Here is a 24,858-nt window from a genome sequence, read left to right on the forward strand (position 1 = left end):
AGACAGACCCATTACTTGCCCTCCCCTGCTTTTTCAATGTGGATGGCGCCGAACATCGCGCCCAGCATGGCGGTCGATGGATGGGCCGCGGCGACGCGCACGGCGTTCACCGGCAGGCCCTTGTCGATCGCGGCGACCAGGATGGCCGAGCCGGTTCCCTGGGTGACCTTGACGGTGTCGCCGGCTTTCACGCCCAGCTTCTCGGCCAGGGCCACTGGCAGGTGCGCCAGCGGCGCCTGCGCATCGGCCGTGCGCAGCAGCGGCTCGGAACGGCGCGCAATCGCGTCGGCGAAGTAGATCGGCACGTCGGTGACGCGCTCGAGCGAACCCTTGTCGCCAAAGGTCGCGGCAACCGCGGCGATGGTGGACGTGTTCGAGAGCTTGGCCGACAGGTCGGTCACGCCCTTGCCCAGCACTTCGTCGCGGATCGCTTCGGAGGTGTCGTAGTCGAAACCGGTCAGACCCAGCAGGTTGCCCAGCACGCGCAGCACTTTCCAGGCCGGGCGGGCGTCGCCCATCGGCTTGACTGTGCCGTTGAAGCTTTGCGCGCGGCCTTCGCAGTTGACGAAGGTGCCCGAGGTTTCGCTGAACGGCGAAATCGGCAGCAGCACGTCGGCGTAGTCCATGCCGTGCTTGAATGCGCTCATCGCGACGACCATCTCGGCGCCCTTCAGCGCGGCGACGGCCTGTTGCGGGTTGGCCGCGTCCAGTTCCGGTTCGGCGTTGAGCAGCACGTAGGCTTTCTTCGGCTGCGAGAACAGTTCGACCGCGTTCTTGGCGGTAGCGCCGGCCAGGTAGCCGCCGACCGTGTTGGCGGCGTCGACCAGGTAGCCGAGCTTGGCGCCGGTGGCATTGGCGATCCACTGGGCGGCCGCGTGAATCTGCGACGCCTGCGGATGGTACATGGCGGCGTTACCGAGCAGGATGACGCCTTCGCCGTCGCCGGCGAGGTTGGCGGCAACGGTCTTGCCCGGTGCGTCGGCCTTGATCTTGTCGAAGCCGGCAGGCGCGTCGATGCCCTTGTCCTTGGCGATGGCGGCGATGATGTCCGACAGCGAGGCGACCCAGTCCGACGGCGCGGCGCTCATGCGGGTCGCGCCCGGGATCAGCAGCTCGTCGTCGGCGCCGTTCAATACCGTCAGCTTGGCGCCGGCCTTGACGGCGGCGCGCAGGCGGGTGGCGACCAGCGGGTGGTCCTTGCGAAGGAACGAACCGATGACGAACGCGCGCTTGACGGTCGACAGCGCGGCGATCGGCATGCCCAGCCACGGCGTGACCTGGCCGTCGAGGGCGAAGTCGGTCTGGCGCAGGCGGAAGTCGATGTTCTCGGAACCGATGCCGCGCATGGCCTTGGCCAGCAGGGTCATCTCTTCCAGCGTCGAGTGCGGCGTGGCGACGGCGGCGATCGCATCGGCGCCATGCTCATGCTTGATGTTGCGCAGGCCGTGGGCGACGTATTCGAGCGCGGTCTGCCAGTCGGTCTCTTGCCACTGGTTGCCCTGCTTGATCATCGGCGCGGTCAGGCGCTCTGCGCTGTCCAGGCCTTCGTACGAGAAGCGGTCCTTGTCGGACAGCCAGCATTCGTTGATCGCTTCGTTTTCCAGCGGCAGAACGCGCATGACCTTGCCGCCCTTGACCTGGACGATCAGGTTCGAGCCGAGCGAATCGTGCGGCGATACCGACTTGCGGCGCGACAGTTCCCAGGTACGGGCGCTGTAGCGGAACGGTTTCGACGTCAGCGCGCCGACCGGGCACAGGTCGATCATATTGCCCGACACTTCGGAGTCGACGGTCTTGCCGACGAAGGAGGTGATTTCGGCGTGCTCGCCGCGGCCCAGCATGCCCAGCTCCATCACGCCGGCCACTTCCTGGCCGAAGCGCACGCAGCGGGTGCAGTGGATGCAGCGGGTCATCTCGGCCATCGAGATCAGCGGGCCGGCGTCTTTCGGCGGCACCACGCGCTTTTCTTCTTCGTAGCGCGAGTTCGACTTGCCGTAGCCGACCGCGAGGTCCTGCAGCTGGCATTCGCCGCCCTGGTCGCAGATCGGGCAGTCGAGCGGGTGGTTAATCAGCAGGAATTCCATGACCGACTTCTGCGCCTGGACAGCTTTTTCGCTGTTCGAACGCACGATCATGCCGGCCGAGACCGGCGTGGCGCAGGCCGGCAGCGGCTTGGGCGCCTTCTCTACTTCGACCAGGCACATGCGGCAGTTGGCCGCGATCGACAATTTCTTGTGATAGCAGAAGTGCGGGATGTACGTACCGATCTTGTTGGCAGCGTCCATCACCATCGAACCCGGTGGGACTTCTACCTTCTTACCGTCAATTTCAATTTCAACCATGAGATTTCTCTGGCCTTAGATATAAGCGGGCACGAGGCAATGCTTGTGCTCGATGTGGTATTCAAATTCTTCGCGGAAGTTCTTGATCATGGCCTGGACCGGCATCGCGGCCGCATCGCCGAGCGCGCAGATGGTGCGGCCCTTGATGTTGTCGGCGATGTTGTTCAAGAGATCCATGTCGTCCGGACGGCCCTGGCCGTGCTCGATACGGTGGACCATGCGGTACATCCAGCCCGTGCCTTCGCGGCATGGGGTGCACTGGCCGCACGATTCTTCGTAGTAGAAGTACGACAGGCGCAGCAGCGACTTGACCATGCAGCGCGTCTCGTCCATGACGATCACGGCGCCCGAGCCGAGCATCGAGCCGGCCTTGGCGATCGAATCGTAGTCGAGGTCGGTGTTCATCATGACGTCGCCGCGCACGACAGGCGCCGACGAACCGCCAGGAATCACGGCCTTGATCTTTTTGCCGCCGCGCATGCCGCCGGCCAGCTCCATCAGGGTCGCGAACGGCGTGCCCAGCGGAACTTCGTAGTTGCCCGGACGCTCGACGTCGCCCGAGATCGAGAAGATCTTCGAGCCGCCGTTGTTCGGCTTGCCCATCGCCATGTAGTTCTCGGCGCCCATGTTCAGGATGAACGGGACGGCCGCAAACGTCTCGGTGTTGTTGATCGTGGTCGGCTTGCCGTACAGGCCGAACGAAGCCGGGAACGGCGGCTTGAAGCGCGGCTGTCCCTTCTTGCCTTCGAGCGACTCGAGCAGGGCGGTCTCTTCGCCGCAGATGTAGGCGCCGTAGCCGTGGGCCGCGTGCAGCTGGAAGTTGAAGTCGCTGCCCATGATCTTGTCGCCCAGGAAGCCAGCGGCGCGCGCCTCTTCCAGCGCTTCTTCGAACAGCTCGTACTCGCGCCAGATTTCACCGTGGATGTAGTTGTAGCCCACGGTAATGCCCATCGCGTAGGCGCCGATGGCCATGCCTTCGATCAGCGCGTGCGGGTTGTAGCGGATGATGTCGCGGTCCTTGAAGGTGCCCGGCTCGCCTTCGTCGGTATTGCAGACGAGGTATTTCTGGCCAGGGAACTGGCGCGGCATGAAGCTCCACTTCAGGCCGGTCGGGAAACCGGCGCCGCCGCGCCCGCGCAGGCCCGAAGCCTTCAGGTCGGCGATGATCTGTTCCGGCGTGATCTTCTCTTCGAGGATGCGGCGCAGCGCGCTGTAGCCGCCGCGCTTGACGTAGTCGTTCAGGTGCCAGTTGGCGCCATCGAGGCCGGCCAGGATCACCGGCTTGATGTGACGGTCGTGCAGGCTGGTCATTTGTTCAGTTCCTCTACCAGGGCGTCGATCTTTTCATCGCTCATGAAGGAGCACATGCGGTGGTTGTTGACGATCATCACCGGCGCGTCGCCGCAAGCGCCCATGCACTCGCCTTCGACCAGGGTGAATTTGCCGTCGGCCGTCGTTTCACGGAAGCCGATGCCCAGCTTGTCCTGCAGGCGCTTGGCGGCGTGGACGCCGCCCGACAGCGCGCATGGCAGGTTGGTGCAGACCGAGATCTTGTGGGTGCCGACCGGCTTGACGTTGTACATGTTGTAGAACGTCGCCACTTCCTGCACGGCGATGGCAGGCATGCCGATGTAGTCGGCGATTTCCTGCATGGTTTCCGGCGACAGCCAGCCCAGTTCGACCTGGGCGTGGGCCAGCGCGGCCATCACGGCCGACTGGCGCTGGTCGGCCGGATACTTGGCCAACTCGCGGTCGATTTTTTTGTAGCAAAGTTCAGATAACAACATGGTTCTGCCCTAAATGTGCAAACGGCTTAGCGGTCGATGCTGCCGAATACGATGTCTTGCGTTCCGATGATGGTGACGGCGTCGGCGATCATGTGGCCGCGCGCCATTTCGTCCAGGCTCTGCAGGTGGGCATAGTCCGGGGCGCGGATCTTCAGGCGGTACGGCTTGTTGGCGCCGTCCGACACGATGTAGATACCGAATTCGCCCTTCGGATGCTCGACCGCCGCATACGCTTCGCCTTCCGGCACGTGCATGCCTTCGGTGAACAGCTTGAAGTGGTGGATCAGCGATTCCATGTTGGTCTTCATGTCGACCCGCGACGGCGGCGCGATCTTGTGGTTGTCGATCATCACCGGGCCCGGATTGGCGCGCAGCCAGGCCGATGCCTGCTTGATGATGCGGTTCGACTGGCGCATCTCTTCGACGCGCACCAGGTAACGGTCGTAGCAGTCGCCGTTGGTGCCCACAGGGACGTCGAAGTCCATCTTGTCGTACACAGCGTACGGCTGGGTCTTGCGCAGGTCCCACTCGATGCCCGAACCGCGCAGCATGGCGCCGGTGAAGCCCATCGCCTTGGCCGCTTCCGGCGAGACGACGCCGATGCCGACGGTGCGCTGTTTCCAGATGCGGTTGTCGGTCAGCAGGGTTTCGTATTCGTCGACGTACTTGACGAAGCGGTTCGAGAAGTCGTCGATGAAGTCCAGCAGCGAACCCTGGCGCGCTTCGTTGAGGGCGTCGATGGCCTTGGCCGAGCGGATGATCGAGGCCTTGTGCTTCGGCATCGCGTCCGGCAGGTCGCGGTACACGCCGCCCGGACGGTAGTAGGCCGCGTGCATGCGCGCGCCCGACACCGCTTCGTAGACGTCGAACAGGTCTTCACGGTCGCGGAAGGCGTACAGGAACGGGCCCATGGCGCCGACGTCGAGCGCGTGCGCGCCGAGCCACATCAGGTGGTTCAGCAGGCGGGTGATCTCGTCGAACATCACCCGGATGTACTGGGCGCGGATCGGCGCCTGGATGCCGAGCAGCTTCTCGATGGCCAGCACGTAGGCGTGCTCGTTGCTCATCATCGACACGTAGTCGAGGCGGTCCATGTACGGCACCGACTGCAGGTAGGTGCGGGTCTCGGCCAGCTTTTCGGTAGCGCGGTGCAGCAGGCCGATGTGCGGGTCGGCGCGCTGGATCACTTCGCCGTCCAGCTCGAGCACCAGGCGCAGCACGCCGTGCGCGGCCGGGTGCTGCGGACCGAAGTTGAGGGTGTAATTCTTAAGTTCAGCCATTATTTCATCCCGTAGGTTTCTTCGCGGATCACGCGCGGAATGATTTCACGCGGCTCGATCGTCACGGGTTGGTAGATCACGCGCTTCTGCTCGGGGTCGTAGCGCATCTCGACGTAGCCCGAAATCGGGAAGTCCTTGCGGAACGGATGGCCGATGAAGCCATAGTCGGTCAGGATGCGGCGCAGGTCGTTGTGGCCTTCGAACAGGATGCCGTACAGGTCGAACGCCTCGCGCTCGTACCAGTTGGCCGAACGCCAGATGCCGGCCACCGAGGCCAGCACCGGCATCTCGTCGTCCGGGGCGAACACGCGCACGCGCACGCGCCAGTTGTGGGCCAGCGACAGCAGGTGCGAGACGGCGGCGAAACGCAGGCCGTCCCACGTGCCTTCGCCGTAGGAGGAATAGTCCACGCCGCACAGGTCGATCAGCTGTTCGAACTGGAGGGTCGGGTCGTCGCGCAGGGTCTGCATCGCGGCCAGATAGGCGCTAGCCTTGACGACGACGGTCACTTCGCCAAGGGCGGCAGTGACGACGGCGCCCTCGCCCAGCGCGGTTTGCAGGGCGGATTGCAGGGTTTCGAGTTTGGTCGTCATGGTGTCAGCGGGCGATGGTGTTGGTGCGCTTGATCTTGTTCTGCAGCTGCAGGATGCCGTACAGCAGCGCTTCGGCGGTCGGCGGGCAGCCCGGGACGTAGACGTCGACCGGAACGATGCGGTCGCAGCCGCGCACCACCGAGTAAGAGTAGTGGTAGTAGCCGCCGCCGTTGGCGCACGAGCCCATCGAAATGACCCAGCGCGGCTCCGGCATCTGGTCGTAGACCTTGCGCAGCGCCGGCGCCATCTTGTTGCACAGCGTGCCGGCGACGATCATCACGTCGGACTGGCGCGGCGACGGGCGGAACACGACGCCGAAGCGGTCCATGTCGTAGCGGGCCGCGCCCGTGTGCATCATCTCGACCGCGCAGCAAGCCAGGCCGAACGTCATCGGAAACATCGATCCGGTGCGGGCCCAGTTGATCAGCTTGTCGGCTGTGGTGGTAATGAAACCTTCGTTTAATACGCCTTCAATTGCCATGGCTTATTCCCAATCAAGGGCACCTTTCTTCCAGATGTACCAATAACCGACCACGAATTCGGCGATGAACACCATCATCGTGACGAACCCGGACCAGCCCAGATCCTTCATTGCAACGCCCCAAGGGAAGAAGAATGCGGTTTCCAGATCGAACAAAATAAACAGGATAGCGACGAGATAATAGCGGACATCGAACTTCATGCGCGCGTCTTCAAACGCTTCGAAGCCGCACTCGTAGGGCGAGAGCTTGGCCGAGTCGGGCTTGTGCGGGCCGAGCAGCTTGCCCAGGATCTGGGGCACCACTCCGACGCCGACGCCGACGAGGATGAACAGCAATACGGGGAAATAATTTTCGAGGTTCACGATGGATGAGCCTTTGTTGAATGATCGGTTAAAGAACCACTGCTCCGAGCAGCGCCCGGTTGCGCGATCCTGGCAGAGCCGCACCAGCACCATGCAACCGACCCTCGTAAAAAAAGCCAGCCAGGGCGCACAGCCCTTGCTGGCTTCTCTGTATTCCTTGGTGCCGACGGCGAGACTCGAACTCGCACAGGATTTCTCCCACTACCCCCTCAAGATAGCGTGTCTACCAATTTCACCACGTCGGCATCTCTGAGACCGCTATTCTAACCTGCCGTAGCACTATTTTTCAATGCTAAAGTTGCGCTAGCGCAGGGAAAAACGGATAAAACTGTAAATCTTTTATTGCAATCGGGGTCTGAGCCCGCGGGGCAAGCCCCGGTGTGACTGATTTTCCGTATTTACTTCGGAATTTGGTTCGCTGGCGCCGCAGGAGCAACCGGAGCCGACGCAGGCGCTGCAGGCGCTACGGTGGTGGTCGCAGGGATGCCCGCGCCGGTCGTCGCCGGCGCCTTGGTTGCCGGCACCGCGCGCTCCATCACGCCGGCGCCCGTAGGCGCGGTGCGCTGGGTGCCGAAGTAGGCCAGCGCCAGCGTCGATGCGAAGAACACCGCGGCGGCGACGCCGGTCGATTTGGACATGAAGTTCGACGAGCCGGTGGCGCCGAACAGGCTGCCGGACGCGCCGGAGCCGAATGCGGCGCCCATGTCGGCGCCCTTACCGTGCTGCAGCAGCACCAGGCCGATGATGATCAGGGCTGACAAAACCTGTACGACGACGATCAGATTGAACAAAGTGTTCATTGCTATTCCATTCCAAGTTTGACTACAAGATTAAAAATTTCAGGTTCGCGCCGGCTCCAGCGGGTGCCGGCTCAGCGGGTGGCGTGGATGATGGCCAGGAAATCGGCCGCCTTCAACGCTGCTCCGCCAATCAGGCCGCCATCGATATCCGGCTGGGCCATCAACTCTTTGGCGTTGTCGGGCTTCATGCTGCCGCCGTACAGGATCTGCACGGCGTCAGCGGCATTCTTTTGCTTCAGTTGCGCACGCAGCTGCGCGTGCACTTCCTGCGCCATTTCCGGCGTCGCAGTCTTGCCGGTGCCGATCGCCCATACCGGCTCGTAGGCCAGCACGATGCGCGCGGCGGCGGCGTCGTCGAGCAGCGCCAGCACGGCATCCAGCTGGGCCGAGACGACGGCGCCGGTGCGCCCTGCTTCGCGTTCGGCCAGCGTTTCGCCGACGCAGACGATCGGTGTCAGGCCTGCTTCCAATGCTGCGACAGCCTTTTTCGCGACAAGTTCATTGCTCTCGGCATGATACGCGCGGCGCTCGGAGTGGCCGACGATGACGTACTTGCAGGCGAAATCGGCCAGCATCGCAGCCGACACTTCGCCGGTGAAGGCGCCGCCGGCGTGCGCGGACAGATCCTGCGCGCCCCAGGCGACCGGGGTGCCGGCCAGGGCCGACTCGCACTGCGCCAGGTAAGGCGCCGGCGCGCACACCGCGCAATCGGCTGCTGCCCCGTCCAGGCCGGCGGTAATACCCGAGAGCAGCGCGGCGTTGACCGCACGGCTGCCATTCATTTTCCAATTACCGACGACGAGTTTGCGGCGCATAGGTGTCTAGGGTTTGTTTAACCCGTTATTGTAACCGCCGTTTGTCGGGACGGTCAAACAACCGCGACGCCGGGGTCTGGTCCTGCGGACCTGACCCCATCTCGAAGGTCACGGTGGCCGAGCGAAAATGGGGACTCGGCGTCCCCGTCGTTCCGCAGGACCAGCCCCCCTGGCTAGCTAGCCGGCGCCGGTGCGCGACTGGGTGGGCAGCGGCGAACCGGGCTTCCAGTTGCGCGACATGGCCTGCCCTTCCTCGATCTGCTCCTGCGTCATCTGGCGCGAGATCGCCGCGCGCTGCTCGGTGGCATTCATGTTGCCGCCGGCCGAAGCGAGGTTCCACAGCATGTAGGCGATCACCACGTCCTGCGGCATGCCCGCCACGTGGTAGCGGTACATCAGGCCGAGCGCGTGCTGGGCGTCGGAGTGGCCCTGCTCGGCGGCCTTGCGGAACCACTGCACCGCCAGCTTCTGGTCCTGCGGCACCGCGTTGCCGGTGTAGTACATGGCGCCGACCACGTACTGCGCGTCGGCCTTGCCCTGCTGCGCGGCCTTGCGGTGCCATTCCATCGCCTGCTTGTAGTCGCGCTTGACGCCGCGGCCCATGTAATACATCAGCCCGAGCAGGTGCTGGGCGTCGGCATTGCCGGCCCTGGCGAGCGGCGTGATCTCTTTCAGCGCCACGTCGTAATTGCGCGCGTTATAGGCGTTCGCGCCTTCGGTGAAGCCGGCCATCGCGCTGCCGTTCAAGGCCAGCGCCAGGCCGATCGCAACAAATAATTTTTTCATGTCTCGTGGTGAAAACCAGGTTCCATCGTTCTTATTTCCAGCTGACCTTGCCCAGCCCCTCGACGCTGACCGTGCGGTTGAGCGGCTTGCCAAACACCGTGACCGAGCCCAGTCCCGACAGCTTCAGGTTGGCGCTCTGGCTGGCCGATACCGACGCGTTGCCCAGCCCGCTCAATTGCAGCTCGACCGAATCGGCCTGGAACTCGCGCGCGTCGAGCCCGCCCAGGCCGCCCAGGTTCGCCTTGAGCCATTTGCTGTGCCCGGATAATGTGACATAGCCGGCCCCGCGCAAGTTCAAATCGACGCCATTGCCGCTGACGCCCTGGATGTTCATGCTGCCCACCCCGCCCAGCGAGGCGTTGACGAGCTTGTAGTCGCACACGACCTTCATGGCGCCGGCGCCGTCGAGCGACAGGTCGAGCTCCTCGCCCTTGAAGCCGGCGATCTCGGTCGAGCCGACGCTGTCGGACGACACTTCGCGCAACTGTGGCAGCGTGAGCTCGGCGTGCACGCGTTCGCGCGTGCTGATCTTGAAGCCGCGCGTTTCGGTATCGATGCTGATGGTGTCGCCGCTCTGGATGGTAGTGGTGCGGGCGAGGAAGCGCGGGTCGCCGGTCAGCACCAGCAGCGGCACGGGGCCCTGCTTGAGCTTGAGGTCGATGACCCCGTCGAGCTGGACGCGCGATACGCGCGCATCGATGGCGCGCGTTTCGCTGGTTTTCTCCTCGGCAGCGGCGGCGCCGATCAGCGCGCACAGCGCAAAGCCGGCGACGCCGGCATGGAGGACTCTGTTCATGGATGCTCCCGATATTGTTGTTTTTTTATCTGCATTTCGGCGGTCAGGCCGCCGGTGCCGATACACTACCAGCAAGCGAACTGGCATTCCAGATAATTATGCTTAAAAAGTAACATTGGCTTTTTCATGCGCCATGGTTTTGGTATCGTGTCACTATAGCCAGACGCCGCGCGGGTGCCCATCGGATTGCGATGAAATGCATATTTCGCATCCTCAAATACAAAATCCCGGGACCGGCGCACTTTCATCGCTACAGGAGACCGCAATGATCGAAACGCCCCAGATCGTCGAATCGACCAGGCAGGACAGCGCCGCCATCCACGTCGTCGTGCCCTTGAAAGAAATCCAGCAGGTCTTCCCGCCCACCGTGCACGAACTGCTCGCGGCCATGCAGCAGCAGGGGGTGGCGCCGGCCGGGCCGCTGTACAGCTATCACCTGAAGATGCCGACCGACGTGTTCGATTTCGACATTGGCTTTCCGGTGGCGCAGCCGGTCAAGCCGCTCGGGCGCATGATCGCGGCGGAACTGCCGGGGATGAAGGTGGCGCGCACCATTTATCACGGGCCAATGGAGGGCATCGGCGCGGCATGGGGCGAGCTGAAGGAGTGGATCGCCAAGAATGGCCTGATCACCAAGACCTTCATTTGGGAGAGCTACCTGGTCGGGCCGGGCGACACCCAGGATGCGTCGGCTTGGCGCACGCAGCTGAATTGGCCGCTGGAGGATTGAACATGGGGTCAGGTCCGCGGGACCAGACCCCGGACTTCGTGACGCGCCGCCGGCAGGATCGGGGTCTGGTCCCGCGGACCTGACCCCATCTTGAACGCTAATGCGCCAGCGAGCTGGCCAGCGCCTCGCGCACCAGCTCGTCGATCTGCGAGGTCACCTCGGTCATGGTGCTGGCCACCGCGGCGAATTCGCTGCCCGCCTGGCCGGCGCGGGCGGCGACGACCTGGGCGTTGAACGCGACCAGGCGCGCCTGGCGGGCGATCGTCTTGACGTCTCCCATCAGGTCCTGCAATTGCCGCCGCTGGGCCTGGGCGTGGCGCTTCGACTGTTCCTCATACACCAGCGTCAATCCGTTCAGTACGCTCAACAAGGGCGTGGCGCTGCGCACCAGCTCGTCCAGCAGCCTTGGCGTGCCGGCCGCGTTGGCGCCGATGCCGTCTAGCGTGGTCTCGGCCAGCCGGATGAAGTGGCGGATCACCTTGTCGCCCTGCAGCGTGCCGAAATAGGCGTCGCGCAGCTGGCCGCAAAAGATGCCCGGGATATTGCCCTTGCCGTCGATCAGCGAGGTGTGCGCGTCGCGAAACTGGGCCAGCGTGTCGCGCGCCGTGGCGACCGCGCCTTCGTGGCCCATCGAAGCGAGCACCGCGTACAGCACCACGCGCTGCGAGGTGAAGCGGCGCCTGCCGGACAAGTTGATCAGCGCGCCGAAGACGTCGCCCGACAGCGGGACGTCGGGGACCGGCTCCGTGCTCGCCGGGGAGATGGGGATGAGCTGGTCTGACATGATGGCCTCCAAGGGTATCCCACCCTTATTGCATTTCCCGTGCCAGCGAAAAGCGGGGTTTCGGGGGTTTTCCTCACCAACTTGGCGCGGCAAGCACCATTGCGGCGCCCAAAATGGGGTCAGGCCGGCCGGGCCTGCCCCTCTTTCCTGACAGGATATACATATCAATCTGTTACCTCAGCGCACAAGTTTGGCGCTAATATTGTCGCTCGTCGGTACATATATACGCCGCGAAGCAACTCGCACACCCGGTCAATCGCCATTTTGAGGACACTATGCGCAAACGCCACATCCCCGCCCTGATCGCGGGACTTTCCATGTCGCTCGCCGCGCTGGCCGCGACGCCCGACCAGTGGACCCTGCCGGTCGCGACCCAGAAGCTCGACAACGGCCTGACCGTGATCGTCTCCGAAGACCACTCGTCGCCGACTGTCGGCGTCAGCGTGGTCTACCACGTCGGCATGCGCCTCGAGCCGAAGAACCGCACCGGCTTCGCCCACCTGTTCGAACACCTGATGTTCCAGGGCACGCCGGTCGCGCCGAAGGGCGTGTTCGACAAGACGATCACCGGCGGCGGCGGCCGCAACAACGGCTCGACCCGCGCCGACTTCACCAACTACATCGAGACCGCGCCGGTGTCGGCGATCGACTCGATCATGTGGCTCGAAGCGGACCGCATGAAGACGCTCGACTTCAACGCCAAGTCGCTGAAGAACCAGCAGGACGTGGTCAAGGAAGAGATCCGCGTCAACGTGAAGAACCAGCCGTACGGCGGCTTCATGTGGATCGACATCGGCCAGCACGCGTTCCAGAAGTGGGAGAACAACCACGACGGCTACGGCAGCTTCGAAGACCTCGAAGGCGCAAGCCTGGACGACGTGCGCGCCTTCCACCGTGATTACTACGGCCCGAACAACGCGGTGCTGGCGATCGCCGGCGACGTCACTCCGGCCCAGGGCTTCGCGCTGGCCAAAAAATATTTCGGCGCGATTCCGAAGCGTCCGGTGCCGGCCGGAGCCGACTTCACCGAAGGCCTGAACACGGCCGAGAAGCGCATCGAGCAGAGCGACGCGCTGGCGCAGGCGCCGGCGATTGCGGCGGCGTGGAAGATGCCAGCGCGCGGCAGCCGCGACCAAGCCGCGATGGCGGTGCTGGGCGAAGTGCTGGCCGGCGGCGATGCGTCGATGTTCTACCAGGGCCTGGTCAAGGGCAGCGAAGTGGCGCTCAACGTCGACTCGCTGTACGGCCTGACCGGCCCGTGGGAATTCGACGGCCCTACCCTGTTCACGGTGTTCGCCATTTACAAGCCGACCAGCAATGCCAATGCGGTGCTGGCCGGGATGGACGGCGAGATCGCGAAAGTGGTCAAGAACGGCGTCGACGACGCCACGCTCAAGCGGGTCAAGACCAAGATGCTGGCCGAGTGGAACGACAAGCTGGAAATGTTCATGAGCCGCGCCGACACGCTGGCCAAGCTGCAGACGCTGTGGGGCGACGCCAACGTCGTCAACAAGATCCCTGGCTGGATCGAAGGCGTGACCTCGGACGACATCAAGCGCACCGCGGCCACCTACCTCACCGTCGCCAATCGCACGGTCATCGACCGCAAACCTGTCGCCAAGGTCGCGGCAGCAACCCCGCCAGCCGGCGTCACGAAATAAGGAGCGCATCGATGAAAAAGCTGATGCTGACACTGACGATTTCCATGCTGTTCGCGCCGCTGGCCTATGCCGCCGAGCCGGTACAGCTTCCCAAAGAAATGCCTGCCTTCGGCAAGGACAAGCCGATCCCGGCGCCGCACATCGCCAAGAAGACGCTGGCGAACGGCATGCAGGTGTGGGTGGTTCCGCGCAGCGGCCTGCCGCGCGTGGACTACGTGCTGGCCGTGCGCGGCGCGGGCTACGCTGCCGACGACGCAGCCCATCCCGGCTTCGCCAACCTGATGGCCGGCCTGCTCAACGAAGGCACCGCGAAGCGCGATTCGCGCGCGATCGCGGAAGCGGCGCAAGGCATGGGCGGCGCGGTCGGCGCCACGACCGCGCGCGACGGCATGATCGTCTCCGCCAACGCCGTCACGTCGCACGCCGGCGACATGATCGAACTGCTGGCCGAAGTGGCGCGCCATCCTTCGTTCCCGGCCAAGGAAGTGGAGCTGGCCAAGGCCAACGCGCTGCAAACGCTGCGCGTCCAGGAAGCCACGCCGCGCTTCCGCGCCGACCGCGCCATCGGCAAGGCGGTGTATGGCGACCATCCGTACAGCCGGGTCGAGCCGACCGCGGACGCCATCAGCTCCGCCACCGACGAGATGATGCGCGCCGAGCACGCAAAGCGCTTCCGTCCCGAGAACGCGCTGCTGGTGATCACCGGCCGCATCAAGGAAGCGGACGCGATGAAGCTGGCGCAAAAAGCCTTCGGCGACTGGAAGGCGGCCGGACCGGCGCTGGCAGCCACGCCGGCGGCGCCGGGCGTTGCCAAGCCGGTGCGCCTGCTGCTCGAACGCGGCGGCAGCGTGCAATCGACCATTCGCCTTGGCGCTCCGGGCATCCCGACCTCCACCGACGAACTGGTGCCGATGCACCTTGCCAGCACCATCATCGGGGGTGGCTTCAGCAGCCGGGTCAACCTGAACCTGCGCGAAGAGAAGGGGTACACCTACGGCGCCTCGGCCGGCGCGCGCATTTATCGCAACGGCGGCAGCATCATCGGCGGCGCGGACGTACGCAATGCTGTGTCGGGCGCCTCGCTGACCGAGTTCTTCAACGAATACCGCAAGCTCGGTTCCGAACTGGTGCCGCCGGCGGAAATGGAGATGAACAAGCGCTACGTGGCCGGCGGCTATTTGATCAGCAACCAGCTGCAGCGCGCGGTGGCTGCCACGCTCGCGTCGAACTGGCTGATCGGCCTGCCGCCTGAATTCCTGGGCCAGTACGTGCCGAAGATCCAGAAGGTCACGCCGGAGCAGGTGCGCGAGATCGGCAAGAAGTACTTCGCGCCGGAGAACCAGTCGATCGTGGTGGTCGGCGACAAGGCGCAGGTGGGCGAGCAGCTCAAGGCGTTCGGCGAGTTCTCGGTCAGCGACAAGTAATCCCAGCCAACGCTACTAGTGGGGCCAGGTCCGATGGATCTGGCCCCATTTTTTTATCGGCGCCGCCTGCCTGCCGGGGGTCTGGTCCTGCGGACCTGACCCCATTTTTTGGTCCGCAGCTAGTGCGAATAGACGCTACCTGACCGACGCAAGCGCCGATTCGAATTCTGACATGTCGATGTCAACCATCGCCCCCCCTTCTTCGCCTGAATCAGTAGCGAAATCTTCGGGGTTTGCATGAACAAAGCTGATCGGCATTCCTTCGCTCACCATCGTGCTCAAATGAGCCTGCACGGCCTCTCGCGTATTTTCAAGCGCGTCGTCCATCGTATCGCCCCACGAAAAGCAACCTGGCAGCGCAGGAACGGTGACGCCGTGAACGCTTCCCTCATCCTTGTGAATTAACACGGCCAGTTTCATATTCACTCCTTTCGGGTTCGAAATAGCATGATACGCCGCGTACGATCCTGGCTTTGACGCAGCTTGCCAAACCGCCGATACTGACAGACATTTAGATTGCACCATCAGCTAATGCCCGAACCACACACTCACTCTTACGATGCGATTGTCGTCGGCACTGGCCCCGGCGGCGCGACGGTGGCGCGGCAGCTGACGCGTCGCGGCTGGCGCGTGCTCGTGCTCGAGCAAGGCAGCGCCGCACCGTTGACCGGCACCGTGGGCCAGATGGCATCCATGGCCGCGGTGCCTGGCAAAGGGATGTTCATCCAGCGCGATGCCTCGTTGCTGGTGCAAGGCGTAACGGCCGGCGGAAGCTCGGCGATCAATTTCGCCACCGCGGCGGCGCCGCCGGCAGAGCTGTTTGCTGCGTACGGCATCGATCTCGCGCCGGCGCTGTCCCACCTGCGTGCCGAACTGCCGATCGGCCCCCTCCCCGATTCGCTCATCGGCCCGATGGCCTCGCGCATCATGCAAGGCGCGCGCACGGCGGGATTCGATTGGCAAAAGCTCGACAAGATGATCCGGCCATCCGTGTGCCGCAGCGGCTGCTGGCGCTGCGCCTATGGCTGCCCGTTCGGCGCCAAGTGGACCGCGCGCGACTTTCTCGACGAAGCGATTCGCGGTGGAGCGACAATGCTCGACCAGGCGTGGGTGAAGCGCGCGCTGATCGAAGACGGCCGAGCGGTTGGCGTGGAGTTCGTGCGAGAAGGCGTCGTCCAGGAAGCGCGGGCGCGCGTTGTCGTGCTGGCGGGCGGAGGCGTGGGCAGCCCGCGCTTGCTGCACAATTCAGGCCTGGCGCCGCGCACCAGCGGCTTCTTCAGCGACCCGGTCATCGCCGTGATGGGCACGGTCGACGATATCGACGGCGGCGCGGAAGTGCCGATGGCGGCGGGAGTACGCTTCGATGCGGACGGGATCTCGCTTGCAGACATGACGCTGCCTGCGCCGATGTATCAGGGCTTCACGTTGCAGGCCGGCCGTGTGGACCGGCTGTTCGCGCATCGGCACACGCTGTCGATCATGGTGAAGGTGCGCGACGAGATCGGCGGCGCGATCGGGCTGAAGTGGGCCAGCAAGCCCCTGCATGCGAACGACCGGTTGAAGCTCGATCGCGGCGTGGAAATGGCGCGCGAGGTGCTGCGCGGCGCCGGGGCGCCGCACGTTTTTCACAGCCGCCATTTCGCGGCGCATCCCGGCGGGAGCGTGCGGATCGGGGAAGGCGTCGACAGCGATCTGAAAGCCGGCGCGGCGAATTTGTATGTGTGCGATGCGTCGGTGATTCCGCGGCCATGGGGGCTGCCGCCGACGCTTACCCTGCTATGCCTTGGCGTGCGTCTCGGCGAGCACCTGGCAGCGCAGTAAAAATGGGGTCAGGTCCGCAACAGCAGACCCCGTCGGTAAGCAGCATCGGGGTCTGGTCCCGCAGACCTGCCCCCATCTTCAGCACTTCTCGTATTTCCAGTTGCGCCCTTTTCCTTCAGCGATCCATTCGAGCGCCTGCGCCATACGACGCTCACGGGTCGCTTCGGTCTTCGCTTCCTCCAGCCAGTCCACATACTCGCGCTTGAAGCTGGTGCTGCCGGCGTTGAATTTTTCCAGTCCGGCTTCGTTGGCCTCCAACGCAGCTTGAAAATAGGCGGGCACATTCAGCGGTCGCGGCGCAGCAGGCTTGGCGCGCGCGGGCGAAGCTACGCCCTCCTCGTTCAGCTTCATGGCCTGCTTGATGAAGCCAGCCAGTTCCTTCTTGGACGGCAGGTCCTTCACCGACGTGAGCCGGCCGAAATGGCCCATCGCCTCGCGCTCTTCCATCCCGGGAAACATCAGCGCGCCTTTCCAGAAGCCGAAACCGCAGTGTGCCTTGAACGCCGACATGCCGCAAAGAAGACCGTGATATTCGAAATGCGGCCGGCTCCATTTCATCGTCTCATCAACTTCCGGGCACGAGGCGTGGATCGCCTCGCGCAGATGCGTCAGGATGGGCTGGGCGAACTCGGGAGATGCGGCGATGTAGGCGTCGATGCGCGGGTCGATGGTTGGCATGGCGGGATCAATGATAAGTGAACAGGCAGTCTATCAATTTCAACAAACTTGTCCACCATTGACGCAATGCGGATTCGTCTGCGCGCCAAACGTAGCGACACTAGGAAAGCACCTCCAATCCTTTGGTGTCGACCAGGTTGAGCAGTTTGAGCGCAGCGCCGCTTGGCTGTTTTTGTCCTTGTTCCCACTTTTGGACGGTAGATGGACTGGTGTTGAGATAGGCCGCAAAGACCGGCTGGCTGGCTTTCGATCGCAATCGCAAACGCTTTATTTGCTCTGCACTATATTGCTTAAGCGGTGGAAGGCAGAGCGCGTCGAATTCCTTCATCGTGGTCGCGTTCATTACGCCGGCCGCATTGAAGCCCCGCGCGGTTGCGTGTATCACGTCGAGTAATTTGTCATGTTTCTTCATGATTGATTTCCACCAGTTCTCCGGCATTTAGCGCGACGGCCAACGTCTTAGCGTCGTAGTTTAACAACTGACTCGCCAGCGCCTTCAATGCTCGCAATTCCGTTTCGTTGATGTTATCTCGCTGATTTTTCGCGTAGCCGTAGATGAAGAACGATTTATCCTTAAGTCTGATGGCTAACAGCGTTCGTAGTCCGCCGCGCTTTCCTTCGGCAGCATTCTCATTGAAGGAACTATAGCACCAGGTGCCATGATTTCAAAGCACGCTGTACAGGAAGAGAGGCGCGCTATAACCATACTCCAGCTTTCGAAGTGGCGATTGAGGCAGGAAGAACAAGTCGGCAGGTGTGGGATTAATGGATGGGTAGCTGGGCTCAGGCTCGCAGGACTTCACCTCACCGACGCAAAAAAAACCGCCAGGGCTTGCGCGCTGGCGGTTTTTTTTGTCGGCCGAAGCCGGAACGAAGATTACTGCGCTACAGGTGCTGCGGCGCCTTCGGCACCTTCAGCGGCCTTCATCGACAGCTTCAGGCGGCCGCGGTCGTCGGTCTCGAGGACCTTGACGCGCACTGCCTGGCCTTCTTTCAGGTAGTCGGCAACGGCGTTCACGCGCTCGTTGGCGATCTGCGAGATGTGCAGCAGGCCATCCTTGCCTGGCATGACCTGGACGATCGCGCCGAAGTCGAGCAGCTTGAGCACGACGCCGTCGTAGGTCTTGCCCACTTCGACCGATGCGGTCAGCTCTTCGATGCGGCGCTTGGCTTCCTGGCCGGCGGCGGCATCGACCGACGCGATCGTGACCACGCCTTCGTCGCTGATGTCGATCTGGGTGCCCGTCTCTTCGGTCAGCGCGCGAATGACCGCGCCGCCCTTGCCAATCACGTCGCGGATCTTCTCCGGATTGATCTTGATGGTGATCAGGCGCGGTGCGAAGTCCGACAGCTCGGTCTTCACGTGCGGCATGGCCTTCTGCATTTCGCCCAGGATGTGCTGGCGCGCTTCTTTGGCTTGCGCCAGCGCGACCTGCATGATCTCCTTGGTGATGCCCATGATCTTGATGTCCATCTGCAGCGCAGTGATGCCGTCAGGCGTACCAGCTACCTTGAAGTCCATGTCGCCGAGGTGGTCTTCGTCGCCCAGGATGTCGGTCAGGACGGCGAACTTGCCGCCTTCCTTGATCAGGCCCATCGCGATGCCGGCGACGTGCGCCTTCATCGGCACGCCAGCGTCCATCAGCGCCAGGCAGCCGCCGCAGACCGAAGCCATCGACGACGAACCGTTCGATTCGGTGATTTCCGATACCAGGCGCACCGAGTAGCTGAAGTCTTCCGGATCAGGCAGCGCGGCGATCAGCGCGCGCTTGGCCAGGCGGCCGTGGCCGATTTCGCGGCGCTTCGGCGTGCCGACGCGGCCGGTCTCGCCGGTGGCGAACGGAGGCATGTTGTAGTGCATCATGAACGAGTCGGTGTACTCGCCCATCAGCGCGTCGATCTTCTGGCTGTCGCGCGCGGTGCCGAGGGTGGCAACGACCAGCGCCTGGGTTTCGCCGCGGGTAAACAGCGCCGAGCCGTGGGTGCGCGGCAGGATGCTGGTGCGGATCTCGATTGGACGCACGGTGCGGGTGTCGCGGCCGTCGATGCGTGGCTCGCCGTTCAGGATCTGCGAACGCACGACCTTCGCTTCGATGTCGAACAGGATGTTGCCGACTTCGGCAGCGTCCACTTCGGCGGCGCCCGAGGCCATCGACTCGTTGTTCAGGTCTGCGATCACTTCGCTGAAGGCTGCCTTCAGCTTGGCGGTACGCGCCTGCTTGTCCTTGGTCTGGTAAGCGTCGTTGATCTTGGCGTCGGCGAAGTGCTTGACGCGCGCGATCAGCGCTTCATTCTTGGCAGGCGGCGCCCACTCGACTTCCGGCTTGCCGCCGTCGCGCACCAGGTCGTGGATCGCGTCGATCACCGCCTTCATCTGGTCGTGGCCGAAGACCACGGCGCCCAGCATCACTTCTTCGGACAGCTGCTGCGCTTCGGATTCGACCATCAGCACGGCGGTCTCGGTACCGGCGACGACCAGGTCCATCTGGCTCGTCTTGAGCTGGGTGGTCGTCGGGTTCAGGATGTACTGGCCGTTGGCGTAGCCGACGCGCGCGGCGCCGACCGGGCCGTTGAACGGCACGCCCGACACGCACAGGGCGGCCGATGCGCCGATCATGGCGGCGATGTCCGGATCGATTTCAGGGTTCACCGACAGCACGTGGATGATGACCTGGACTTCGTTCAGGTAGCCTTCCGGGAACAGCGGGCGGATCGGACGGTCGATCAGGCGCGAGGTCAGGGTTTCTTTTTCGGATGGACGGCCTTCGCGCTTGAAGAAGCCGCCTGGGATCTTGCCTGCAGCGTACGTTTTCTCGACGTAATCGACGGTCAGCGGGAAGAAGTCCTGTCCCGGCTTGGCGTCCTTGCGCGCTACCACGGTCGCCAGGACCACGGTGTCTTCGATCGACACCATCACGGCGCCGGATGCTTGACGGGCGATTTCGCCGGTCTCCAGCGTGACCTGGTGTTGGCCGTACTGGAAGGTTTTCGTAACTTTGTTAAACATGGGTAATCCCTTTCTATTTGCCGACAGATTTTCAGGGGCTGTCGTTCACCTCACCGCAGGTAGCCTCACGGCCACCTTTACTACTTTGCTGCAATGATTCGGGCGCTCAAAAATGCAAAATGCCCGCGACAGTCAGACTGGCGCAGGCATTGTCGCTAAAATCGCGGTGGCAAGAATTACTTGCGCAGGCCGAGTTTGGCGATCAGGTCGCGGTAACGGGTCGCGTCCTTCGATTTCAGGTAGGACAGCAGGCTCTTACGACGGTTGACCATCATGATCAGGCCGCGGCGCGAGTGGTGATCTTTCGCGTGGGCTTTGAAGTGGCCGTTCAGTTCGTTGATGCGTGCGGTCAGCAGTGCAACCTGGACTTCCGGGGAGCCGGTGTCGTTCTGGGCACGGGCGTTGTCCGCGATGATCGCGGCTTTGTTGATGTTTTCTACGGTCATGATATTACCTTTCACATGCGGTGCAAGAGTCGCAACCCAGCGCACCGTGAACTTCGTTAAATGAACCAGCCAAAATCGGCCAGACCCGCAAGTATATGCGAAAACGCATGGTGCGGCCAGTGCTGATTACGCCGGACTCGGGCATCATGATGTTTTTTGCACCATTCGGGGGCAGTCATGCGCAAAATAACAACAGCGATATTGTTGACTAGTCAAGTATTTCTGGCTGGCTGCGCCAGCATGATGGGGCCGCCCCTGCTGCCGGGCGACTCGATCGACACGGTCAAGCTCAAGCTGGGCGAGCCGACGGCGACCTATTCGGCGGGGCCGGAGCAGCTGCTCGAATACGCGACCGGGCCGATGGGCCAGAGCACGTGGATGGCGCACATCGGCGCCGACGGGCGGCTGGTGCTGCTCGAGCAGGTGCTGACCGGGGAAAAGTTCGCTACCATCCAGGTGGGGACGGCGACGCACGAGGACGTGCTGCGCACGATCGGCAGGCCGGCCGAGAAGTCCTACCTGCCGCTGCGCGATTTCGAGGTGTGGTCGTACCGCTACAAGGAAGCGGGCGTGTGGAACTCGATGATGCACGTGCACTTCGACCGCGCCGGCGTGGTGCGCATGATGCAGAACGGGCCCGATCCGATGTACGAGGAGCGGCGCTTCTTCCGCTAGTCCGAGGGGTCTGGTCCTGCGGACCTGACCCCGGTTTTGACGCCGGCGTCCGAACTGGCGATCCGTCGATTCACGCCGCAGCGACAAGGTCGGGTCAGGTCCGGCGGACCTGACCCCATTTTCTTCTACTGCTGCGGATTGACCCGTTCGGTCTTGGAATGCAGCTTGTTCAAGCCGGCGATGTAGGCCTTCGCTGAAGCCACGATAATGTCCGGATCGGCGCCGACGCCATTCACGATGCGCCCCGCATGCGACAGCCGCATCGTCACCTCGCCCTGCGACTGCGTGCCGTTGCTGATCGCGTTGATCGAGAACAGCACCAGCTCCGCTCCGCTGGCCGCTTCCTTTTCGATGGCGTTGACCATCGCATCGACCGGCCCGTCGCCCTCGCCTTCGCACCTGAACTCCTTGCCGTCGATCGCGAACACCACGTTCGCATGCGGCATTTCGCCCGTCTCCGAGCGCTGCGCCAGCGAGACGAAACGGTAATACTCGCCCTCGTGCGCATGCTCCTCGTCCGACACCAGCGCCATGATGTCCTCGTCGAAGATCTCGGACTTGCGGTCGGCCAGCTCCTTGAAGCGCGCGAACGCAGCATTCACCTCGGCCTCGGATTCGAGCTCGATGCCCAGCTCCTGCAAGCGCTGCTTGAAGGCGTTGCGCCCCGATAGCTTGCCCAGCACGATCTTGGTCGCGGCCCAGCCCACGTCCTCAGCGCGCATGATCTCGTAAGTCTCTCGCGCCTTGAGCATGCCGTCCTGGTGGATGCCCGACGCATGCGCGAACGCGTTGGCGCCCACCACCGCCTTGTTCGGCTGCACCGCAAAACCGGTGATCTGCGACACCATCTTGGATGCGGCGACGATCTGCGTGGTGTCAATCCCCAGCTGCAGCTTGTAGTAGTCCGACCGCGTGCGCACCGCCATCACCACTTCTTCCAGCGCGGTGTTCCCTGCCCGCTCGCCCAGACCGTTGACGGTGCATTCGATCTGGCGCGCGCCGCCGATCATCACGCCGGCCAGCGAGTTGGCCACCGCCAGCCCGAGGTCGTTGTGACAGTGGACCGACCACACGGCCTTGTCGGAATTGGGAATGCGCTCGCGCAGCCGCTTGATGGTGGCGCCGAACACTTCCGGCACCGCGTAGCCGACCGTATCGGGGAAGTTGATGGTGGTGGCGCCCTCGGCGATCACGGCTTCGAGCACGCGGCACAGGAAGTCCTCTTCCGAGCGGCTGCCGTCTTCCGGACTGAACTCGATGTCGTCGGTGTGATTGCGGGCGAAGCGGATCGCCTGGATCGCCTGCTCGAGCACCTGGTCGGGCTCCATGCGCAGCTTCATTTTCATGTGCAGCGGCGAGGTGGCGATGAAGGTGTGGATGCGCTTCCTCGGCGCCGGCAGCAGCGCCTCGGCGGCGCGCGCGATGTCGCGGTCGTTCGCGCGCGACAGCGAGCAGACGGTGGAGTCCTTGATGACGGAGGCGATCGCGCGGATCGCTTCGAAATCGCCCGGCGAGGCGGCGGCGAAGCCGGCTTCGATGACGTCCACGCGCATGCGCTCGAGCTGGCGCGCGATGCGGAGCTTTTCGTCCCTGGTCATCGAGGCGCCGGGCGACTGCTCGCCGTCGCGCAGCGTGGTGTCGAATATGATGAGGCGGTTCGGGTCAGGCATGGCGGCTCCATTCAGCGTAATTGACATTACGCGAACGCAGCCGCCATCAACCGGAGTGGAGGGTCAGCTGCGCTCGCTGTGATCGAGCGGTTCCTCGTCGGTCTGGATGATGCTCACCGGCTTGCCCTTTGCCAGGCGCCAGAGATACACCGCATAACCGGATAAACCGTATAAAACAAAAATTGGCCACAGCACCTTCGGCGGGTCGATCGACACCAGCGCGAAGATCAGCGCGATCAGGAATACCGCGATGAACGGCACCGACTTGCGGAAGTTCACGTCCTTGAAGCTGTAGAACGGCACGTTGGTCACCATGGTCAGGCCGGCGAACAGCGTGACGACGAACGACACCCACGAGATGCGCGTGCCGATGAATTCGAGGTCGCTCATCATCATGATGTAGCCGGCCACCAGCGCCGCGGCGGCCGGGCTGGGCAAGCCCTGGAAGTAGCGCTTGTCGACCACTTCGATGTTGGTGTTGAAGCGCGCCAGGCGGCAGGCCGCGCCGGCGCAGTAGACGAAGGCGGCGATCCAGCCAAGCTTGCCCAGGCCATTCAGCGACCATTCGTACATCACCAGCGCCGGGGCCGCGCCGAACGACACCATGTCAGACAGGCTGTCGTACTGGGCGCCGAATTCGGACTGAGTGTTGGTCAGGCGCGCCACGCGCCCGTCGAGCGCGTCGAGGACCATGGCGACGAAGATCGCCCATACCGCGTGTTCGAAGCGCTGGTTCATCGCCATGACGATCGCGTAGAAGCCGCAGAACAGTGCCGCGGTCGTGAACGCATTCGGCAGCAGGTAGATGCCGCGGCTGCGCATCGGATTGCCGGCCGCGTCGAGGCGGCGGCGTCCGAAGCGCGCCAGTTTTTTGGCGCCAGGCTTTTTGCGGCGGGTGAATGGGGTCATAGGGGTCCGTTTCAAGTAGGTCTCGCTGCTCGTGTTTACCCGCTTATTATAGTGGGCAAAGGATTAACATAGCGAACGCACAGTCTTACTTGAATTTCACCTTTCCCACGAGGCGCATCTGCAAGGTGGTTTCGCCCGGCTCGAAGGATGGCTCGGCGACGTCTTCCGCCATTTTGGCGCGCGCCATCATCTGCGGAGCCGAACCCGCCACTTCCACCCGATTAACGTAATTGCCCGACCCTTCGAAGTCGACGGTGTCGAGCACCGCGTCGCCCGGCTTGCGGCCCATCGCCGCGGCTATCGAAGCGATCCGTTCGTTCAGATTCTGGTAGGTGGCTGCGATGCGCTGGTCGTCGAGCTTTTTCGTGGTGGCCGGCGACAGGCCAAACTGCAGGTTGTTCAGTGCGAGGACCTTCTGACCGGCGGCCACGGTCTTCGGCAAGCCGCCCAGGTTGGTCGTTTTCATTTCGACGTAATTGCCGACCCGCCAGCCAGTCGGCAGCAGCTTCGGCATCGTGCCGTCGGCCAGCGGCCGGCGCTCGGGATAAACGGGGTAAGTGTAGTAGCCCTGGGTCTTGATGGTGGCCTGCGGGTCTTCGCGGCGCAGGATCTCGAGGCCCTGCTTGATTTTCTGGTTGACGCGGGAGGCGGCCGCCGCCTTGTCCTTGTCCTGCTCCTCCACGCCGAAGGTCATGGTGGCCTGGTCGTTGGCGTGCTTGACCTCGCCGAACGCCGGCACCACGACCAGGGTGCCGCTGGTCGATTGGGCGTAGGCCTGGGATGCCAGGACGAAGGTGGCGGCGATGATCAGTTTTGGTAGCGACATAGTTGGTTCTCCCTGGGTTGGCAAATCAATATCAGGGAAGATAACCGGAAAACGCGGCCGGGCGCGCGGTTGTCATGAAAAGTTGCAAATTTTTATCGCCGTCGCCCCTGCGAAGGCAGGGGCTCATGCTGAGCGGGCGATCCGGCGAAGCATCTTCAGCATGGGTCCCTGCCTTCGCAGGGAC

General features: G+C 63.5%; 26 protein-coding genes and 1 tRNA gene. 5 read left to right on the forward strand and 22 right to left on the reverse strand.

The window, feature by feature from the left end; all coding sequences use genetic code 11:
• Positions 1–11: 11 nt before the first annotated feature.
• The 12 genes from nuoG to Q4S45_RS12260 form a co-directional block, all read right to left on the reverse strand.
• A complete protein-coding gene (gene nuoG / locus Q4S45_RS12205; RefSeq protein ID WP_305504515.1) occupies positions 12–2,342 on the reverse strand; it encodes an NADH-quinone oxidoreductase subunit NuoG in 2,331 nt (776 codons plus the stop codon).
• 15 nt (positions 2,343–2,357) lie between these two features.
• Complete coding sequence (nuoF, locus tag Q4S45_RS12210; protein ID WP_305504518.1) at positions 2,358–3,653, reverse strand: NADH-quinone oxidoreductase subunit NuoF; 1,296 nt, start codon at positions 3,651–3,653, stop codon at positions 2,358–2,360.
• On the reverse strand, positions 3,650–4,129 hold the full coding sequence (gene nuoE / locus Q4S45_RS12215) for an NADH-quinone oxidoreductase subunit NuoE (RefSeq protein WP_305504519.1): 480 nt from the start codon (positions 4,127–4,129) through the stop codon (positions 3,650–3,652). The genes nuoF and nuoE overlap by 4 nt, the downstream gene beginning before the upstream one ends.
• 26 nt (positions 4,130–4,155) lie before the next feature.
• Positions 4,156–5,409: an NADH-quinone oxidoreductase subunit D gene (locus Q4S45_RS12220; RefSeq protein ID WP_305504521.1), complete on the reverse strand. Its 1,254-nt coding sequence runs from the start codon at positions 5,407–5,409 to the stop codon at positions 4,156–4,158.
• A complete protein-coding gene (locus Q4S45_RS12225; protein WP_305504523.1) occupies positions 5,409–6,002 on the reverse strand; it encodes an NADH-quinone oxidoreductase subunit C in 594 nt (197 codons plus the stop codon). The genes Q4S45_RS12220 and Q4S45_RS12225 overlap by 1 nt, the downstream gene beginning before the upstream one ends.
• A gap of 4 nt (positions 6,003–6,006) precedes the next feature.
• Positions 6,007–6,483, reverse strand: a complete 477-nt coding sequence (locus Q4S45_RS12230) for an NADH-quinone oxidoreductase subunit B family protein (RefSeq protein ID WP_305504525.1) — start codon at positions 6,481–6,483, stop codon at positions 6,007–6,009.
• Between the two features lie 3 nt (positions 6,484–6,486).
• Positions 6,487–6,846, reverse strand: a complete 360-nt coding sequence (locus tag Q4S45_RS12235; RefSeq protein WP_305512097.1) for an NADH-quinone oxidoreductase subunit A — start codon at positions 6,844–6,846, stop codon at positions 6,487–6,489.
• A gap of 158 nt (positions 6,847–7,004) precedes the next feature.
• Positions 7,005–7,091 (reverse strand) — tRNA-Leu (locus Q4S45_RS12240).
• Between the two features lie 153 nt (positions 7,092–7,244).
• On the reverse strand, positions 7,245–7,646 hold the full coding sequence (gene secG / locus Q4S45_RS12245) for a preprotein translocase subunit SecG (RefSeq protein WP_305504527.1): 402 nt from the start codon (positions 7,644–7,646) through the stop codon (positions 7,245–7,247).
• A 71-nt stretch (positions 7,647–7,717) separates the two neighbouring features.
• Entirely contained in the window at positions 7,718–8,461 is a 744-nt protein-coding gene (gene tpiA, locus Q4S45_RS12250) for a triose-phosphate isomerase (RefSeq protein WP_305504529.1), read from the reverse strand.
• Between the two features lie 177 nt (positions 8,462–8,638).
• Entirely contained in the window at positions 8,639–9,247 is a 609-nt protein-coding gene (locus Q4S45_RS12255; RefSeq protein WP_305504531.1) for a tetratricopeptide repeat protein, read from the reverse strand.
• 31 nt (positions 9,248–9,278) lie between these two features.
• Positions 9,279–10,043: a GIN domain-containing protein gene (locus tag Q4S45_RS12260; RefSeq protein ID WP_305504533.1), complete on the reverse strand. Its 765-nt coding sequence runs from the start codon at positions 10,041–10,043 to the stop codon at positions 9,279–9,281.
• Positions 10,044–10,308: 265 nt separating this feature from the next.
• Between Q4S45_RS12260 and Q4S45_RS12265 the strand changes: the two genes are divergently transcribed.
• On the forward strand, positions 10,309–10,773 hold the full coding sequence (locus Q4S45_RS12265; RefSeq protein WP_305504535.1) for a GyrI-like domain-containing protein: 465 nt from the start codon (positions 10,309–10,311) through the stop codon (positions 10,771–10,773).
• 97 nt (positions 10,774–10,870) lie between these two features.
• On the opposite strand, the gene Q4S45_RS12270 is transcribed toward Q4S45_RS12265, so the two are convergent.
• Positions 10,871–11,557, reverse strand: coding sequence for a type IV pili methyl-accepting chemotaxis transducer N-terminal domain-containing protein (locus tag Q4S45_RS12270; protein ID WP_305504537.1), 687 nt, complete (start codon positions 11,555–11,557; stop codon positions 10,871–10,873).
• A 275-nt stretch (positions 11,558–11,832) separates the two neighbouring features.
• Here Q4S45_RS12270 and Q4S45_RS12275 point away from each other — a divergent pair, with 275 nt between their 5' ends.
• Complete coding sequence (locus Q4S45_RS12275) at positions 11,833–13,218, forward strand: pitrilysin family protein (RefSeq protein WP_305504539.1); 1,386 nt, start codon at positions 11,833–11,835, stop codon at positions 13,216–13,218.
• Positions 13,219–13,229: 11 nt separating this feature from the next.
• Positions 13,230–14,642 carry a pitrilysin family protein gene (locus Q4S45_RS12280; protein ID WP_305504541.1) on the forward strand — a complete coding sequence of 471 codons (1,413 nt, stop codon included), beginning with the start codon at positions 13,230–13,232 and terminating at the stop codon, positions 14,640–14,642.
• A 135-nt stretch (positions 14,643–14,777) separates the two neighbouring features.
• Here the strand turns inward: Q4S45_RS12280 and Q4S45_RS12285 are convergent, their stop codons facing one another.
• Positions 14,778–15,062: a type II toxin-antitoxin system HicB family antitoxin gene (locus Q4S45_RS12285; protein ID WP_305504543.1), complete on the reverse strand. Its 285-nt coding sequence runs from the start codon at positions 15,060–15,062 to the stop codon at positions 14,778–14,780.
• 111 nt (positions 15,063–15,173) lie between these two features.
• On the opposite strand from Q4S45_RS12285, the gene Q4S45_RS12290 reads away from it, so the two are divergent.
• Positions 15,174–16,463 (forward strand): GMC family oxidoreductase N-terminal domain-containing protein, encoded by a 1,290-nt coding sequence (locus Q4S45_RS12290; RefSeq protein ID WP_305504545.1) that lies wholly within the window; start codon positions 15,174–15,176, stop codon positions 16,461–16,463.
• Between the two features lie 78 nt (positions 16,464–16,541).
• Here the strand turns inward: Q4S45_RS12290 and Q4S45_RS12295 are convergent, their stop codons facing one another.
• The 5 genes from Q4S45_RS12295 to rpsO form a co-directional block, all read right to left on the reverse strand.
• Complete coding sequence (locus Q4S45_RS12295) at positions 16,542–17,141, reverse strand: YdeI family protein (protein WP_305504547.1); 600 nt, start codon at positions 17,139–17,141, stop codon at positions 16,542–16,544.
• A gap of 100 nt (positions 17,142–17,241) precedes the next feature.
• On the reverse strand, positions 17,242–17,553 hold the full coding sequence (locus Q4S45_RS12300) for a DNA-binding transcriptional regulator (RefSeq protein WP_305504549.1): 312 nt from the start codon (positions 17,551–17,553) through the stop codon (positions 17,242–17,244).
• Complete coding sequence (locus Q4S45_RS23220) at positions 17,540–17,734, reverse strand: type II toxin-antitoxin system RelE/ParE family toxin (protein ID WP_374046108.1); 195 nt, start codon at positions 17,732–17,734, stop codon at positions 17,540–17,542. The genes Q4S45_RS12300 and Q4S45_RS23220 overlap by 14 nt, the downstream gene beginning before the upstream one ends.
• Before the next feature lie 284 nt (positions 17,735–18,018).
• A complete protein-coding gene (gene pnp / locus Q4S45_RS12305) occupies positions 18,019–20,148 on the reverse strand; it encodes a polyribonucleotide nucleotidyltransferase (RefSeq protein WP_305504551.1) in 2,130 nt (709 codons plus the stop codon).
• Positions 20,149–20,324: 176 nt separating this feature from the next.
• Positions 20,325–20,594, reverse strand: a complete 270-nt coding sequence (rpsO, locus tag Q4S45_RS12310; protein WP_054263682.1) for a 30S ribosomal protein S15 — start codon at positions 20,592–20,594, stop codon at positions 20,325–20,327.
• A 240-nt stretch (positions 20,595–20,834) separates the two neighbouring features.
• Between rpsO and Q4S45_RS12315 the strand changes: the two genes are divergently transcribed.
• A complete protein-coding gene (locus Q4S45_RS12315) occupies positions 20,835–21,269 on the forward strand; it encodes a hypothetical protein (RefSeq protein WP_305504556.1) in 435 nt (144 codons plus the stop codon).
• A gap of 125 nt (positions 21,270–21,394) precedes the next feature.
• Here the strand turns inward: Q4S45_RS12315 and Q4S45_RS12320 are convergent, their stop codons facing one another.
• The 3 genes from Q4S45_RS12320 to Q4S45_RS12330 form a co-directional block, all read right to left on the reverse strand.
• Complete coding sequence (locus tag Q4S45_RS12320; RefSeq protein WP_305504557.1) at positions 21,395–22,939, reverse strand: 2-isopropylmalate synthase; 1,545 nt, start codon at positions 22,937–22,939, stop codon at positions 21,395–21,397.
• 63 nt (positions 22,940–23,002) lie between these two features.
• Positions 23,003–23,848 (reverse strand): CDP-diacylglycerol--serine O-phosphatidyltransferase, encoded by an 846-nt coding sequence (gene pssA / locus Q4S45_RS12325; protein WP_305504559.1) that lies wholly within the window; start codon positions 23,846–23,848, stop codon positions 23,003–23,005.
• Positions 23,849–23,933: 85 nt separating this feature from the next.
• Positions 23,934–24,674: an SIMPL domain-containing protein gene (locus Q4S45_RS12330; RefSeq protein WP_305504561.1), complete on the reverse strand. Its 741-nt coding sequence runs from the start codon at positions 24,672–24,674 to the stop codon at positions 23,934–23,936.
• Between the last annotated feature and the right edge of the window lie 184 nt (positions 24,675–24,858).

This window comes from Massilia sp. R2A-15, from assembly GCF_030704305.1.
GTDB lineage: Bacteria > Pseudomonadota > Gammaproteobacteria > Burkholderiales > Burkholderiaceae_D > JAFCUW01.